The sequence below is a fragment of the Pigmentiphaga sp. MLSB6-MA01 genome (genome assembly GCF_058793475.1).
Genome location: NZ_JBXAFV010000002.1, coordinates 112,966 through 126,652, shown reverse-complemented (window position 1 = coordinate 126,652; position 13,687 = coordinate 112,966). Strand labels below are relative to the sequence as shown.

The following is a 13,687-nucleotide window of genomic DNA, read 5'->3' as shown; positions in this document are numbered from 1 at the left end:
GGGCATCGACTCGCCGGCCCGCTGGAAAACAAAAAGCCCGGCAGCTTTTGGCCACCGGGCTTTTTTTCTTCGGTTCCGACTAATACAGGTCAAGAACTTGTATATGGTCGGGGCGGCGGGATTCGAACTCGCGACCCCTTGCACCCCATGCAAGTGCGCTACCAGGCTGCGCTACGCCCCGAAAGAAAAAAAGTATAGCAAATTTTTGGCTATGTAGGAAAGGGGCGCCGCACTTTATTTTGCATGCGGTTGCGACGATCGAAAGGGATGAAACATGGTTCGTGGTTTGCGGAACTCCGCACATCGATCCAGAGCCTTAAGAGTGTATACCCCTAGGAGATGAGCCAAAAAAATATCGTTCGTGCGCAACAGAAAGCGAATCGTCCGTGCCGATGCGCCGTATGATGTTTGCAAGGAGGTCGTCAGTTCATCCGGCGGGAAGAACCGGAAGCCGGCTCGACCGGCACTAACAACAACAGAGTCGTGTAGGAAGTTTTCATTCACTCGCTGTTGGAGGTTGTCCGTGCTGAACATCGTCGAAGGGTTCAAGTCTCAATACGCCAAGACGCAGGAAACCGAACTTTCTCTCGAGGAGTATCTGGACCTCGCCCGCAGGGATCCCGTGGTCTACGCCAGTTCGGCCGAGCGCATGCTTGCCGCGATAGGCGAGCCGGAACTGGTCGATACGCGCAACGATCCGCGGTTGTCGCGCCTGTTTTCCAATCGCCTGATCCGCCGCTATCCCGCCTTCAAGGAATTCTTCGGCATGGAGGACGTGATCGATCAGATCGTGGCGTTCTTCAAGCACGCGGCCCAGGGGCTGGAAGAACGCAAGCAAATCCTCTATCTGCTGGGACCGGTCGGTGGCGGCAAGTCGTCCATCGCGGAGCGCCTGAAGGCGCTGATGGAAGCGCATCCCATCTATGCCCTGAAGGGTTCGCCCGTCAATGAATCGCCGCTGGGCCTGTTCCACCCCGACCGCTTCGGCGACCAGCTCGAAAAAGAATACGGCATTCCCCGCCGTTACCTGACGGGCATCATGTCGCCGTGGGCCATCAAGCGGCTCAGGGAATTCGACGGCGATATCTCGCAGTTCCGCGTGGTCAGGCTCCAGCCTTCGGTGCTGAGGCAGCTCGCCATCGCCAAGACCGAACCGGGCGACGAGAACAACCAGGACATCTCCTCGCTGGTCGGCAAGGTCGATATCCGCAAGCTGGACCGCTACTCGCAAGACGATCCCGATGCCTACAGCTATTCGGGAGGACTGTGCCTGGCCAACCAGGGCATGCTCGAATTCGTTGAAATGTTCAAGGCGCCCATCAAGATGCTGCATCCCTTGCTGACGGCGACCCAGGAAGGCAACTTCAAGGGTACCGAAGGGTTTTCGGCCATCCCGTTCAACGGGATCATCCTTGCGCATTCCAACGAGTCCGAATGGCAGACCTTCCGCAACAACAAGCACAACGAGGCGTTCCTGGACCGTATCTACATCGTCAAGGTGCCGTACTGCCTGCAGGTGTCTGAAGAGGTCAAGATCTACCGCAAGCTGTTGCAGAACAGCTCGCTGGCCGAATCGCCGTGCGCGCCCGGCACGCTCGACATGATGGCGCAGTTCTCGGTGTTGACGCGGCTCAAGGAGCCCGAGAATTCCAGCATCTATTCGAAGCTGCGGGTGTATGACGGCGAGAGCCTGAAGGATGTCGATCCCAAGGCCAAGGTCCTCCAGGAGTACAAGGACTACGCCGGCACCGACGAAGGCATGACGGGCGTCTCGACGCGCTTCGCCTACAAGATCCTGTCCAGTGTCTTCAACTACGACCAGACCGAGATCGCCGCCAATCCGGTGCACCTGATGTACGTGCTGGAGCAGCGCATCGGCCGCGAGGACTACCCCGACGAGATCCGCCGGCGCTACCTGGAGCACATCAAGGGCTACCTGGGGCCGCGCTACGCGGAGTTCATCGGCAAGGAAATCCAGACGGCGTACCTGGAGTCGTATTCGGAATACGGGCAGAACATCTTCGATCGCTACGTCACGTTCGCCGACTGCTGGATCCAGGACGAGGAATTCCGCGACCCCGAGACGGGGGAAAGCTTCGACCGCTCGGCGCTCAACACCGAGCTCGAGAAGATCGAGAAGCCGGCGGGCATCGCGAACCCCAAGGACTTCCGCAACGAGATCGTGAACTTCGTGCTGCGCGCCCGCGCCAACAACAACGGCCGCAATCCCGCGTGGACCAGCTACGAGAAGCTGCGCGAGGTGATCGAGAAGAAAATGTTCTCCAACACCGAGGATCTGCTCCCGGTCATTTCGTTCAATGCCAAGGCTTCGGTCGAAGACAAGCGCAAGCACGAGAGCTTTGTCGAACGGATGGTCGAGAAAGGCTATACCGAAAAGCAAGTCCGCTTGCTGTGCGAGTGGTACTTGCGGGTGAGGAAGTCTTCGTGAGCTAGGTGAATATGAATTCACTCATCGATCGGCGGCTCAACGGCCGTAACAAGAGCGCTGTCAACCGGGAGCGCTTCATCAGGCGGTACAAGGACCAGATACGCAAGGCAGTCCGCGAGCTGGTCCAGGAACGGTCCATTGAAGAGATGGACCAGGGCGGTGAAATCAACCTCCCGGCCAAGGACATCTCCGAACCCAGCTTCCGCTATGGCAGGGGCGGGGATCGCGAGATCGTCCATCCCGGCAACCGCGAGTTCGCCAAGGGGGACAAGATCGACCGGCCCCGGGGTGGCGACGACGGCGACCCGTCCGAGCCGGGCGAGGGCGACTCGGTGGATCCGTTCACGTTCAGCCTGTCCCGGGACGAGTTCCTGAACCTTTTCTTCGAGGACATGGAACTCCCCCACCTGATCCGTACTCAGCTGGGCGAGATCAACCAGCAGAAGTGGCGGCGCGCGGGCTATACCACGACGGGGTCTCCGAGCACGCTGAGCGTGGGGCGCACGCTCAAGACCTCGCTGTCGCGGCGCATCGCGCTCAGCGGCGGTTCGCGGCTGGGCCTGCAGGAGGCGCAGCAGAAGCTCGAGGAGTCGGAAGAGGCGGGCGCCCCGGAAGACGAGCTCGATGCCTTGCGCGCCGAGGTCGAGGCGCATCGGGCCAGGCTCGCGCGCGTGCCGTTCCTCGATTCGCTCGACCTGCGCTACCGGCATCGCGTGGTCGAGCCGGCGCCGGTGGCGCGCGCCGTGATGTTCTGCCTGATGGATGTCTCGGGGTCCATGGACGAGAACAAGAAGGATCTCGCCAAGCGCTTCTTCACGCTGCTGTACCTATTCCTGTCGCGCAAGTACGAACGCGTGGACCTGGTGTTCGTGCGGCATACGGACAACGCCGAAGAGGTGGACGAGCAGACCTTCTTCCACGATCCCAAGAGCGGGGGGACGGTGGTCCTGTCGGCCCTCGAACTCATGCATGAGATCGTGACCGAACGCTATTCGCCCGCCACCTGGAACATCTACGCGGCGCAGGCCACCGATGGCGATTCCTTCGGTGCCGACGCGGCCAAGAGCGCTCGCTTCCTGTCCGAGCATCTGCTGCCGCTCACGCGCTACTACGCCTATATCGAGATTCCCGACGTGGACGAGATGCGCAAGAGCAGCCTGTGGGCCGAGTACGAGCGCGAGACGGCGCCGCATTTCGCGATGCGGCGCATACGCGAGCGCCGCGAGATTTTCGGCGTGCTGCACGATCTGTTCAAGAAGGAGACCGCATGATCGCCGCCCATCCGGCGCGTGAAGCGCCGCCGCCCCCGGCGGCTCAGCCGATCTCGACCACCTCGGAATGGACCTTCGAACTGATCCAGCGCTATGACGAGGCCATAGGCGAGATCGCGCGGGAATTCGGGCTGGATACCTATCCCAGCCAGATCGAGGTCATCACGTCCGAACAGATGCTGGACGCGTATGCCTCGGTCGGACTGCCGATAGGCTATCCGCACTGGTCCTACGGCAAGGAGTTCATCCGCAACGAGCAGGCCTACCGGCGGGGCGTGCAGGGGCTGGCCTACGAGATCGTCATCAACTCCAATCCCTGCATCGCCTACCTGATGGAAGAGAATTCCATGGCCATGCAGGCGCTGGTGATCGCGCATGCCTGCTACGGCCACAATTCCTTCTTCAAGGGCAACTACCTGTTCCGGCAGTGGACCGAGGCCGACGGCGTGCTGGACTATCTGGTGTTCGCCCGCAAGTACGTCATGGCTTGCGAGGAAAAGTACGGCATCGGTCCGGTCGAGGCGACGCTGGACTCCTGCCACGCGCTGATGGCCCATGGCGTGGACCGCTATCGCCGCCCGCATCCGATTTCCTACCGCGAGGAAATGCAGCGTCAGGCCGAGCGCGAAGAATACGCGCGCCAGCAATACAACGACCTGTGGCGCACGGTGCCCACGCGCGACCACGTCGAGCGGGGAGGCAAGCCCGCCGTGTTCCCCGCGGAGCCGGAAGAGAACATCCTGTATTTCATCGAGAAATATTCCCCCTCGCTGGAACCATGGCAGAAGGAACTGGTGCGCATCGTCCGCAAGCTGTCCCAGTACTTCTACCCGCAGACCCAGACCAAGGTCATGAACGAGGGGTGGGCGACCTTCTGGCACTACACGCTGCTGAACCGCATGCACGAGAAGAGGCTGGTCAACGACGGCTTCATGATCGAGTTCCTGCAGAGCCACACCAACGTGGTGGCCCAGCGCGGCTTTGACCAGCGCGGCTACGGCGGCATCAACCCGTATGCCCTGGGGTTCGCGATGATGCAGGACATCCGCCGCATCTGCGAGCACCCCACTCCCGAAGACAGGAAGTGGTTCCCCGACATCGCCGGCAGCGATTGGCTGAAGACGCTGGACTTCGCGATGCGCAACTTCAAGGACGAGTCTTTCATCGCGCAGTTCCTGTCGCCGCGCCTGATCCGCGAGTTCCGCTTTTTCGCGATCGCCGACCACGAAGCCAACCCCAAGCTGGAAGTCGAGGCCATCCACGACGACGACGGCTACCGGCGCGTGCGGCGGCTGCTGGCGGACCAGCACAACCGCGACATGCAGGTGCCGGACATCCAGGTCGTGCGCTTCAACCGCGATTCCGACCGGTCGCTGGTCCTGCGCCACATGACGATGCGGGGAAGACCCTTGCAGGCCGAGGATGCCGACCAGGTGATGAAGCACCTGGCCCGGCTGTGGGGATTCAAGGTCCGGCTGGAGGAAGTCGACGCGGAAGGCAGCGTAAAAACCTTCCGCGAGCGGTCGGGGTAGAGGTCCCCCCTGCGCCCTTCGGGCGCCCCCTGGGGGGCTACAGCTTCGAGGAGAAGAAGGGGGCAGGCACCATCAGGTGGTTCTCTTGCGAGACCAGGTTGCCCATCTCCACGCTTTTCTTCAGGTAGACCTGCCAGTCCGGATCCTTCTGCAGCGCCGCGCGGCGCGTCATGCGGTCGGCGGCGTCGCGGTACGCCCAGATGTGGGTGAAGCTGTTGACGTTGCCAGTCTCCGTCTGCAGGTAGAGCACCGGATCGCCCAGGTGCTTGCGCTGCGGGTCGAAACCCAGTTCCTGATAGAGCTCGAGCTGTTTCTTGATCGTGCCGGGCCGGCACGTGTAGGTGCGAACGTCGTACAGCATGGAAAGTCTCCCCGGGAGGATGTCCGGCGCGGGCAACGGGCCAGCCCGCGCCGCGTGGTCAGAACGAATCGGTGGAAGTGAACAGGCCCACGCGCAGGCCTTCGGCGGTGTAGATCTCGCGGCCGTCCACGCTCATGGTGCCGTCGGCGATGCCCAGCACCAGCGTGCGATTGATGGTGCGCTTGATATCGATGGTGTAGGTGACCTTCTTGGCCGTCGGCAACACCTGCCCGACGAACTTGACCTCGCCCGAACCCAGCGCGCGGCCCCGGCCGGGATTGCCCTGCCAACCCAGGAAGAAGCCCACCAACTGCCACATGGCATCCAGGCCCAGGCAGCCGGGCATGACCGGATCGCCTTCGAAATGGCAGGCGAAAAACCACAGGTCCGGATGGATGTCGAGCTCGGCGACGACCTGCCCCTTGCCGTACTTGCCTCCCTTGTCCGAGATGTGCGTGATGCGATCCATCATCAGCATGTTGGGGGCGGGCAACTGCGCATTGCCTTTCCCGAACAATTCGCCACGCGCGCAGCGCAGCAGGTCTTCACGGGAGAAGGCGTTCTGTTCAAGCATGTAAGAAGTCCTCGTTGGAAACCGGGATTATATCGTCGCCCCCGAGGCTCAGCCGCGTGGCGGCGCGCTGCCCAGCAGTCTCTTGAGCCCCAGCCATTGCTGGGCTAGGAAGCCGCGGCCGTAGTCGCGGCCGCCGCGCTCGGGAAGCTGGTCGCTGATGCCGGTCGGCCCATAGTTGCCGTCGAAGCGCGCGGTGCCCAGCAGGATGTCCCAGATCGGGAACAGGACGCCGAAGTTGTAATTGGCCTCGGGGCGGCCGGGGGCGGATGGCGGTTCGATGGCGTGGTGGTGCCGATGGAATTTCGGTCCTACCAGCAGGTACTGGCCAAAGCGGCCGAAGCCGGCCCGCAGATTGGCGTGCGAGAGGCTTTCGACCAGCCGGGTGATGATCACGACCATCACGAACTGTCCCGGCGGCACGCCCACCAGGTGCGAGACCAGGACGACCATCACGTCGCGCAGCAGGTCGCTGAGCAGGTGGTTGCGGTTGTCGGACCACATCGTCATCTGGCGCTGGCTGTGATGGACCGCGTGCAGCGCCCACAGCCACTGGAAGCGATGCTCGGCACGGTGGAAGGCATAGTCGACGAAATCGAAGATCAACAGGTACAGGATCAGGCTGACCCAGGCGCGGTCGGTCACGCCGGGCCAGATTTCGTCGAGATGGAAGGGGGAGAACCCCAGCACGTGCAACTGGCCGAACACGTGATCGGCCAGCGGCTGGGTCGTGAAGAACAGCACCAGCCGGAACAGGCCCAGGGAGTGGATGGCGGTGTAGAGGATGTCCAGCCGCACCGCGGTCCGGTCCACGATTTTCTCGACCGGGCGCCAGCGTTGAAGGGGGACGAACACGGCCAGCATGATCAGCAGTTGCAGGATGCCCAGCAGCAGCCACATGGTGCCGTCATAGGCGTCCTCGAGGATGCTGCCGAGCCCCAGGTGAAAGAGCAGGGGCTGGACGAGCGTCTCGAACAGCCACTGCTGCATGCCGGAGAAAAGATCGCTAAGGAGTTCCATGGACGTGATGCGTGGCCAGCCAGGCCCGGTATTGCGGATGGTCGGCCAGCGTCGCGAAGCAGTAACCCTTCTGCTTGAGCCCGGTGATGAGCGGTTCCAGCACGGCCGGCGCCCAGGGGTCCTGGCGGGACCAGATGCCCAGGTGCGCCATCAAGATATCGCCGGGACGGATGTTGCGCAAGGCGCGCGCCAGCAGCGCCGCGTTGGGGTATTTGTCGCTGGGGAGTTCGTCGCCCAGGAAGCCGGCGTCGGCCCAGCCCACGTGGCGATAGCCGCAGCGGTTTTCGGCAGCCTGGAGCAGGGCGGGCGAGGTCTTGCCGCCGGGCGCGCGGAACAGCGGCAGCATGGCCTGCCCGGTCATGTCCTTGAAGCGCGCGGCGCTGCGGTCCAGTTCGGCGCAATAGGCCTCGACGCTCATGGCCCGGGCCTGTCCGGCCTGCGGGCCGAAGGTGGGCTTGACGCGGAAGCCGCCGTCCGGCAGGTTGGCCTGCCAGTACACGTGGTCGTACGTGTGCGAGCCGAAAACATGCCCGCGCGCCGCCATGGCCTTCCACCAGGGGGCCCAGCGATCGTCCAGGCTGGTGCCGCCGTCGCGGGTTTTCTCGTTGGCCAGGAAGAAGCTTGCCTTGACCTGCTGGCGGTCCAGCACCTCGGCCACCAGCGGGGCGACGCCCATGTGGCCGGTGTCGAAGGTCAGGTAGACCGGGCGCGCGCACTCCGCCGCCTGCGCGCCGGCGGCAACCAGCAGCAGCGCGGCCGCGCCCGCGCGCGCCTGGCTACTGGCGTGGCGCATGGGACAGGGTCCAGACGCCGTGGGGCGAGCGGCCCACCTTGGTCTGGTGCACGACCTTGCGGGTGACGGTATCGATGACGGTGAGCTTCTTGGCCCAGCGCGAGGTGACCAGCAGGGTCTTGCCGTCGGCCAGCACTTCCATGCAGTCCGGGCCGCCGGGGGCGGGATAGGCGTCGACCACCGACAGGGTCTGGAGATCGATGCGGCTGATGGTGTTGGCCACGCGGTTGCTGACGAACAGGTGCCGTCCGTCGCCCTGGGCTCTGAACGCGTGGGCGCCGGCCGCGGTGGGGATGCGCTTGACGAGCTTGGCGGGCGAGACCGCCAGGTCGTAGACCTCGACATAGCTGTCGCCGGTCAACGCGACCAGCAGGTAGCGGTCATCGTTGGTGATATAGACGTCGGCCGGCGTCTTGCCCACCGGGATGGTCCACAGTGGCGCCTGCGTCGCCAGGTCGATGGCGATCAATTGGTCGCTGTCCTGCAGCGATACGTACAGGTTGCGGCTCTTGCTGTCTATGGTCAGGTGGCTGGGCGTGCGGCCGGCCGGAATGCGCTTGACCAGCTTGGGGTCGGCCGATCCTGCCTGGCCGGTCCATTGGTAGATGTCGATGTGATCCAGCCGGTTCGCCGCGGTTACGAACCACTTCATGTCGGGCGAGAAACGCAGCTGGTAGGGATCGACGATGCCGGTCAGCGTGCGCTGGACGTTGCCGGTGGCGGGGTCGAAGAAAGTGAGCGAATCGCTGCCGGCATTGGCCACCAGCAGCGATTTCTCATCCGGCGTCAGGTACAGGTGATGAGGTTCCTTGCCCGTGGGCACGCGCCGCAATTCCGCGTAGGTCGCGGGATCGAGGATGCTGACCGAGGCATCCAGGGAATTCAGGACGATCACGGGGGGAGGTGCCGCCGAGGCGGCAAACACCGCGCACAGGCCGAGAGCGCCGGCCAGGCGGGCAAAAAGCTGAGATTTCAATGTCGGATCCCGCAGGTTCTACAACGCCGCCGGGCGCCGATGCGGGCCCGCGGGCAGCCCACGGCCGGGGGACGGCCGCCAGAGTCCGCATAGTCTAGGCGGCCGGGCTTGCCGCTGCTGTCGTTTTTGGGCGAATGTTGGTTTGCCGCGACAACCCGGCGCGCGGGCCGCCGGGGGTCAGGACAACGGGCACTGCCGGTGATAGGCGTCGGGTTGTTTGTGGAAGGGCGTGGCCAGGGTCTTGAGGGTCATGCGCCCCTGTTCGTCCCTGACCGCCTGCAACACGTGCATGTCCTGCAGCGGGAAGTGGTTGTTGTTGAAACGGAAGTCGCCCCGCACCGAGGGGAAGTCCGCCTGTTTCAAGGCCGCCATGAAGGCGGGCTTGTCGGCCACGCGGCCCTGCACCTTGGCGATGGCGGCGTCCAGCAGCAGCGCCGCGTCGTAGCTCTGGGCCGCGTAGTTCGACGGAATGCGCTTGTAGCGCTGCTCGAAGGCCTGGACAAAGCGGCGGCTCGAGGCATTGTCGAAATCGGGCGCCCAGAAGCCGCCGCTGATCATGCCTTGCGCCGACTCGCCCAGCACCGGCAGCGAGATGGCGTCGATGGTGAAGGTCGACAGCAGTGGCGTCTTCTGCAGGCCCGACTGGGCGTATTGCTTGGCAAAGCTGACGCCCAGTCCGCCGGGGAAGAACGCGAACACGGCATCGGGCTGGCGGGCGGCGGCCTGCGCCAGCTCGGTGGAGAAATCGAGCTGCTGCAAGGAGGTGTAGACCTCGTCGGCAAGCGGGGCCTTGTAGTAGCGCTTGAAGCCGGCCACCGTGTCCTTGCCGGCCTGGTAGTTGGGGGCCAGGACGACGACGCGTTTGTAGCCCTTGTCGGCGGCGTACTGGCCGACCGCCTCGGACGCCTGGTCACCCTGCCAGGACGTGATGAACTGATAGGGCGAGCAACGCGGCCCGGCGATCTGCGAAGGGCCCGCGTTCGATCCGATCACGAAGACTTCGCGGTCGGTCAGGTATTTGTGCACGGCCAGCATGATGTTGGAGAACGAGATGCCGGTGACGATGGGCACTTTCTCGCGCTCCACCAGCCGCCGCGCCGCCTGGTTGGCCACGTCGGGCTTGAGCTGGGTGTCCTCGCGCAGGATCTCGACGGGCTGCCCGCCCAGTTTGCCGCCGTTGCGTTCGACCAGCAGCATGAAACCGTCGAGCTGGTCCTGGCCCACGGCGGCCTGGGGGCCGCTCAGTTCTCCCATGAAGCCAATCTTGATCGGCGCCTGGGCGTGGGCCGCGCCGCAGGCCATGATCAGGGCGGCCGCGGCCGCCACGCCGCGCAAGCAGTGGTGCATGATGATTGTCTCCTCGGTGTGATGGGGCAGGGTGATCCTGCCGGGAAGGCGGCCGCGATGCGTTGCCGCGGCCGGCCAAGAAACGCGGTCAGCGGGCCGGGGCGGCCTCTGCCTTGCGCAGGCGGTCGAGCGTATGGCGCATGCGCACCGGCCCGAGATCCACATTCAGCAGCACGGGCTTCATGTCCCAGAAATCGTGGTCGCCCAGCGCCTCCTGCTGCGCGTCGATGATGGGCTTGTCCTGGTCCTCGAACGCGATGCGCCGCATCTCCGCGAGCCGGGCGTTGGTCTCGGGATCCAATTCCGGGCCGGGCGGGCGAGCGGCGGCGAAGTGGTAATGGGTGGTGCGGGCGGTCTCCGGCGTCAGGATGTGGATGCCGTAATACCATGCGCCGCGCTCACGGGATTCCCCAGGCGCCTGGACGCCGGTGTCCAGCAGGAAGCATCCGGGCGGGTCCCAGCGCATGTTGGTCCACATGTCCACCGGCTGGCCGTCGCGCCGGAACAGCATGTCGAACACGCCAGGCACGGAGACGTTGGGCATCCAGCGGTTGCATTGCAGGCGGTTGCCGTCCTGGACGACCTCCTGCCTGGCGTGGACCTGCTCGGGGCTGCCCAGCAGCCCCTCGTGCAGGAAGCTGATGTGGCTCAGGTCGAGCAGGTTCTCTCCCATCAACTCGTAGTTGGCGTTGATATGCAGCTGGCCGCGGCTGGTGCGATAGCCCGCGCCCTCGTCCAGCATGCCGTAGTCGGGGATCCGCGCCGGGTCCGCGGCGGCGTCGCCCATCCAGATCCACAGCATGCCGTGGCGGTCGTGCGCCGTGTAGGCCTGCACGCGGGCCGCGGCGGGGATCCTGCCGTCGCCGTGCGGGTTCTTGACGCAGGCGCCGCTGCTGTCGAACCGCAGTCCGTGGTAGCCGCACTCGACCACGTCGCCCCTGAGCTTGCCCATGCTGAGCGGGATGAAGCGGTGGGGGCAGCGGTCGCGCAAGGCGACCGGCGTGCCGTCCGCCTTGCGGTAGAACACGACCCGTTCGTCCAGCAAGGTGCGGGCGAACAGCTCGCCGGCCTTGACCTCGTCGCTCCAACAGGCCACATACCAGGCATTCTTCACGAAGGACATGGGGGTCTCCTTTTTGCGTTCGTCTTGAATGGCTTCGTGTGATGATTTATACAAACAGAGTGAACGGTTTGTAAAATGAGGGAAACCCTAGGATCGTCCCATGCCCGGCGAGGGAGGCTAAGATGCGGCCTTGGCCGTACTGAGGATGCCCGGGAGCGATGCGACCCACCCGACCACCGACGATGTCCCCGCCGCCTGAGACCGTGCAGGGGCGCCCCCGTACGCGGCGCACGCAGGCGAACCGCAGCCGGGACGCGCGCGAACGCCTGCTGGCGGCGACGATAGAGGTGTTGATGCGCTCGGGCTACAACGGCCTGACCACCAAGGAAGTGGCGCGCTGCGCCGGTATGTCCAACGGCGCCTTGATGCACCACTACGCGACCAAGGCCGAACTGGTGGTGGCCGCGACCGCCGAAATCTACGAGGAGTCCATCCGGCGCGGCCAGCGCGAGGCGCATGCGCCGGAGGCGATCGAGCGTCCTGTCGAGGGCTTCATCAAGGATTGCTGGAGCGTCTATTTCGACTGGCCGTTCATCGCCGCGATCGAAGTCATCATGGTGGCGCGCACCGATCCCGACCTGATGGGCAAGATCCTGCCCGTGATGGAGCGCTACCGGTCTTCGACCAATGCGCTGTGGCTGGAGGTGTTCCGGCAGGCGGGCTTTAGCGGCGAGCAGGCGCAACTGGCGTTGAACCTGTCCCTGAACCTGGTGCGCGGCATGGCCCTGAACAATCTCTGGCAGCATGACGAAGCGCACTACGAGCGCTACATCCAGGATTGGGTGCGCGTGATCTATCAACAATTCCCACGCGGCCCAAGGGCGGCTGGCGCGGGTGCCGCGATAGGATCCTAGGGTTGTCCCTAGGGGGTAATTGGGTTAAAATCGACGGATTCCAATCTTTCTTGAGGCAAGTCGTGGATAACGACGGCAGTTCAGCCGTTTCGGCAAACGCCGCTTAGCAGGTCCGCAGATTTGTCTGCCGCGTCCTGCCAAGCCAGGATGCGGCCGCCCCGTTAACCGGGGCTCCCATCTATTTGCTGCCTTCGGGCAGTTCCCCCCGCGTATGCCGAGCGGCATGATCCGTCTTCCTGTCTGCCAGGAGGTCATCATGCGTTTCGCCCATATCCTGAGCCCCTGGGGCGCCAAGCCCGCGCGCGTCCCTCGCGAGCAGCTCCAGTCCTATCGCCTGACGGTGTTCAGCGCCAGCCCGCGGCTGGATCGCCTGCGCCAGCACCTGCACGCCGAGTTGTCGGCCCGGGACCTGCGCATCTCGCAGATGCGCGTGGCCAGCGCCGCGTCCGATGACGACACCCACTGGATGTCGGTCACGCTGCACTGCGCGCCGCACCTGCGCGGTGCCTTGAATTCGGTCGCGCTGGGGCTCGGGCGCTATCCCGACGTCCAGCGCGTGCATTACGAACAACTGCAATAAACGCGGCGGCAAAGCCGCGCTATCCTTCGGACGGTGCTCGACCACCCGGTGCCGTCCCATTCAGATCGACGACAAGAACAACGAGGTCCCATGAAGGCAATCGCCAATATCCAGACGCTGGATCTGCTCGACACGCTCGTCAGCCTGACGACCGCGTTCATCCTGGGGGCCCTGGTCGGGTTGGAGCGGCAGTACCGGCAGCGCACGGCGGGCCTGCGGACCAATGTGCTGGTGGCGCTGGGCGCCGCCATCTTCGTGGACATGGCCATGCGCATCGCGGGCTCGGACGGCGCGGCGCGGGTAGCCTCCTACGTGGTCTCGGGCGTCGGTTTCCTGGGGGCCGGGGTCATCATGCGGGAAGAGGGCAACGTGCGCGGCCTGAACACCGCCGCCACGCTGTGGGGATCCGCCGCGATCGGCGCCTGCGCGGGTGCGGACCTCATCGCCGAGGCGGTGCTGGCCACGATCTTCGTCCTCGCCGCCAATACGCTGCTGCGGCCGGTGGTGAACACCTTCAATCGCCAGCCGGTGGATGTCCTGTCGTCCGAGGTGACGAGCATCATCCACGTCATCACCGGCACGGCCCACCGCAGTGCCGCGCTGACGGCGCTCGAGTCCGAGCTGGAGGAGGCGAACTACCCGCTGGCCGACCTGGAGGTCGTGCCCTTCGGCGACGAAGAGATCGAGATCAAGGCCACGCTCATGGCCACTTCCATCCATGGCAGCGACCTGGACCGCATTACCGACAAGCTGGGCCGCAATCCCGCCATCGCCCAGGTATTCTGGGCGCCCAGCACTTCCGACTGAGGC

13 protein-coding genes and 1 tRNA gene are annotated in these 13,687 nt (G+C 64.6%); 6 read left to right on the top strand and 8 right to left on the bottom strand.

Going from position 1 to position 13,687, the window contains the following annotated elements; all coding sequences use genetic code 11:
• Positions 1-104: 104 nt before the first annotated feature.
• Positions 105-181, bottom strand: a tRNA-Pro gene (locus AC1Q6E_RS03895).
• 345 nt (positions 182-526) lie between these two features.
• Between AC1Q6E_RS03895 and AC1Q6E_RS03890 the strand changes: the two genes are divergently transcribed.
• From AC1Q6E_RS03890 to AC1Q6E_RS03880, 3 genes are read left to right on the top strand one after another with little or no spacing between them, the layout of a single operon-like run.
• On the top strand, positions 527-2,449 hold the full coding sequence (locus AC1Q6E_RS03890; protein ID WP_296556504.1) for a PrkA family serine protein kinase: 1,923 nt from the start codon (positions 527-529) through the stop codon (positions 2,447-2,449).
• Positions 2,450-2,460: 11 nt separating this feature from the next.
• Complete coding sequence (locus tag AC1Q6E_RS03885; protein ID WP_152796561.1) at positions 2,461-3,720, top strand: YeaH/YhbH family protein; 1,260 nt, start codon at positions 2,461-2,463, stop codon at positions 3,718-3,720.
• Positions 3,717-5,252 (top strand): SpoVR family protein, encoded by a 1,536-nt coding sequence (locus AC1Q6E_RS03880; protein WP_152796559.1) that lies wholly within the window; start codon positions 3,717-3,719, stop codon positions 5,250-5,252. Before AC1Q6E_RS03885 ends, AC1Q6E_RS03880 begins: the two co-directional genes overlap by 4 nt.
• Before the next feature lie 37 nt (positions 5,253-5,289).
• Here the strand turns inward: AC1Q6E_RS03880 and AC1Q6E_RS03875 are convergent, their stop codons facing one another.
• The 7 genes from AC1Q6E_RS03875 to AC1Q6E_RS03845 form a co-directional block, all read right to left on the bottom strand.
• Entirely contained in the window at positions 5,290-5,613 is a 324-nt protein-coding gene (locus tag AC1Q6E_RS03875; RefSeq protein ID WP_152796557.1) for an NIPSNAP family protein, read from the bottom strand.
• Between the two features lie 58 nt (positions 5,614-5,671).
• Entirely contained in the window at positions 5,672-6,187 is a 516-nt protein-coding gene (gene fabA / locus AC1Q6E_RS03870) for a 3-hydroxyacyl-[acyl-carrier-protein] dehydratase FabA (protein ID WP_152796555.1), read from the bottom strand.
• Between the two features lie 48 nt (positions 6,188-6,235).
• Positions 6,236-7,204, bottom strand: coding sequence for a sterol desaturase family protein (locus AC1Q6E_RS03865; protein WP_152796554.1), 969 nt, complete (start codon positions 7,202-7,204; stop codon positions 6,236-6,238).
• On the bottom strand, positions 7,191-7,997 hold the full coding sequence (locus AC1Q6E_RS03860) for a polysaccharide deacetylase family protein (protein ID WP_492572234.1): 807 nt from the start codon (positions 7,995-7,997) through the stop codon (positions 7,191-7,193). The genes AC1Q6E_RS03865 and AC1Q6E_RS03860 overlap by 14 nt, the downstream gene beginning before the upstream one ends.
• Positions 7,981-8,973 carry a YVTN family beta-propeller repeat protein gene (locus AC1Q6E_RS03855; RefSeq protein WP_492572233.1) on the bottom strand — a complete coding sequence of 331 codons (993 nt, stop codon included), beginning with the start codon at positions 8,971-8,973 and terminating at the stop codon, positions 7,981-7,983. Before AC1Q6E_RS03855 ends, AC1Q6E_RS03860 begins: the two co-directional genes overlap by 17 nt.
• 177 nt (positions 8,974-9,150) lie before the next feature.
• The gene (locus tag AC1Q6E_RS03850) at positions 9,151-10,320 is read right to left on the bottom strand and encodes an ABC transporter substrate-binding protein (RefSeq protein WP_296556489.1); all 1,170 of its coding nucleotides are present in this window, start codon (positions 10,318-10,320) and stop codon (positions 9,151-9,153) included.
• A gap of 88 nt (positions 10,321-10,408) precedes the next feature.
• Positions 10,409-11,443: a Rieske 2Fe-2S domain-containing protein gene (locus AC1Q6E_RS03845; RefSeq protein ID WP_296556490.1), complete on the bottom strand. Its 1,035-nt coding sequence runs from the start codon at positions 11,441-11,443 to the stop codon at positions 10,409-10,411.
• A gap of 182 nt (positions 11,444-11,625) precedes the next feature.
• Here AC1Q6E_RS03845 and AC1Q6E_RS03840 point away from each other — a divergent pair, with 182 nt between their 5' ends.
• From AC1Q6E_RS03840 to AC1Q6E_RS03830, 3 genes are all read left to right on the top strand, one after another.
• Positions 11,626-12,297: a TetR/AcrR family transcriptional regulator gene (locus AC1Q6E_RS03840; RefSeq protein WP_296556491.1), complete on the top strand. Its 672-nt coding sequence runs from the start codon at positions 11,626-11,628 to the stop codon at positions 12,295-12,297.
• 223 nt (positions 12,298-12,520) lie between these two features.
• A complete protein-coding gene (locus AC1Q6E_RS03835; protein ID WP_152835653.1) occupies positions 12,521-12,877 on the top strand; it encodes a hypothetical protein in 357 nt (118 codons plus the stop codon).
• A 90-nt stretch (positions 12,878-12,967) separates the two neighbouring features.
• Complete coding sequence (locus AC1Q6E_RS03830) at positions 12,968-13,684, top strand: MgtC/SapB family protein (RefSeq protein WP_152796544.1); 717 nt, start codon at positions 12,968-12,970, stop codon at positions 13,682-13,684.
• The last annotated feature ends 3 nt before the right edge of the window (positions 13,685-13,687 follow it).